The organism is Actinacidiphila acidipaludis (genome assembly GCF_019890725.1).
Taxonomy (GTDB): domain Bacteria; phylum Actinomycetota; class Actinomycetes; order Streptomycetales; family Streptomycetaceae; genus Actinacidiphila; species Actinacidiphila acidipaludis.
In genome coordinates this window covers 1-1,738 of sequence record NZ_JAINZZ010000130.1, presented here as the reverse complement: position 1 = coordinate 1,738, position 1,738 = coordinate 1, and the positions used below count along the sequence as shown (strand labels likewise).

At 68.1% G+C, this 1,738-nt stretch carries 2 protein-coding genes; both read left to right on the top strand.

Annotation, left to right across the window (positions count from 1 at the left end; all coding sequences use genetic code 11):
• The first annotated feature begins 127 nt into the window (after positions 1–127).
• Positions 128–1,378 (top strand): IS256 family transposase, encoded by a 1,251-nt coding sequence (locus K7862_RS36965; protein ID WP_222970171.1) that lies wholly within the window; start codon positions 128–130, stop codon positions 1,376–1,378.
• Positions 1,375–1,707, top strand: a complete 333-nt coding sequence (locus K7862_RS36960) for a hypothetical protein (RefSeq protein ID WP_222970169.1) — start codon at positions 1,375–1,377, stop codon at positions 1,705–1,707. Before K7862_RS36965 ends, K7862_RS36960 begins: the two co-directional genes overlap by 4 nt.
• Positions 1,708–1,738 lie beyond the last annotated feature (31 nt).

Sequence of the window (1,738 nt, the reverse complement as noted above, 5' to 3'; positions counted from 1 at the left end):
GAGCAATGCTCAGGACTTGTGGATCAGCTCCTCTGGAGGACGCGCGAAGGGCGTACCTTCCCGAGTGAGTGATCGTCTAGTCACCGAGTAGGCCCGCGCTGCGAACGCGGGTCGGGAAGGCACGCCCGTGCTCAGCGTAGTCAATGAAGACGGCACCACCGAGTCCGGTTCCCTGATCGACGAGATCGTCCGCGAGGGTGCTCGGCGGATGCTGGCCGCGGCCCTGGAGGCGGAGGTGGACCAGTACATAGCCGAACTTGCAGGGCAGCGTGACGAGGCCGGTCGCCGACTGGTGGTCCGCAACGGCCGGCACCGGCCGCGGGCCGTGACCACGGCTGCCGGGCCCATCGAGGTGGCCGTCCCGCGCGTGAACGACAAGCGGGTCGACGAGACGACGGGTGAACGCCGGCGTTTCTCCTCGAAGATCCTGGCGCCGTGGTGCCGGAAGTCCCCGAAGATCAGCGAGGTGCTGCCGCTGCTCTATCTCCACGGCCTGTCGTCGGGCGACTTCGTGCCCGCGATGGAACAGTTCCTGGGCTCCTCGGCTGGGCTGTCGCCGGCCACGGTGACCCGGCTGACGCAGCAGTGGACCGCCGACCACGCCGAGTTCCAGCGCCGCGACCTGGCCGAATCCGACTACGTCTACGTCTGGGCCGACGGCGTCCACCCCAAGGTTCGCCTCGGCCAAGCCCACTCCTGCGTCCTGGTCCTGATGGGCGTGCGCATGGACGGCACCAAGGAGCTGATCGCGCTGGCCGAGGGCCTGCGGGAGTCGACGGAGTCGTGGGCCGACCTGCTGCGCGACTGCCGCCGACGCGGCATGCGCGACCCCGAACTGGTCGTCGGCGACGGCGCGATGGGACTGTGGAGGGCACTGGCCGAGGTGTTCCCCGCCGCCCGCCACCAGCGCTGCTGGGTCCACAAGGTCCGCAACGTCTCGAACGCCCTGCCGAAGTCCGCTCAGCCGAGTGCGACGAAGGCTATGCAGGAGATCTACAACGCCGAGGACCGGGCCCACGCCGAGAAGGCGATCGAGGCGTTCGTCCGTACCTACGGCGCTAAGTGGCCCAAGGCCGTCGCGAAGATCACCGACGACGCCGAGGAACTGCTGGCGTTCTACGACTTCCCGGCCGAGCATTGGATCCACCTGCGGACGACGAACCCGATCGAGTCGACGTTCTCCACGGTCAAGCTCCGCACCAAGGTCACCCGCGGCGCCGGCAGCCCCGCCGCAGCCCTCGCCATGGTCTTCAAGCTCATCGAGTCCGCCCAGGCCCGCTGGCGCGCGGTCACCGGAGCCCACCTCGTCGCCCTGGTCCGCGCGGGCGCCACGTTCGAGAACGGCGTCCTGGTCGAGCGAGAGGGTAAAGCCGCGTGAGCGAGATCCCGAGCCCCGACAGCTGTCGTAGCAGCGTAGAACTGCAGATCGCCCGGGTCATCGTCGCATCCCTCGAACAGGCCACCGTCAATGTGCGCTGCCTGCGGGGACCAGTCCGTCGCGGTGCCCGCTTCAACCGCCTCCGCGGTTCAGCACAAGCACTCGACCTGACACTGACACAGGCCGTCGTCTACGGGCATCGAGTGGCAGAACTCGACACAGGCCTGACCGCCTTCGTGACGCTCCGAGGAGAAGGCGTCCAGCACCTCATGACGGGCACTCTGGCCTCCGGATGGCAGGTCATCCAAGGCGCCAACCCGTCGCCCTAACCAAGCGATCCACAGGAATTGACAGTTACTC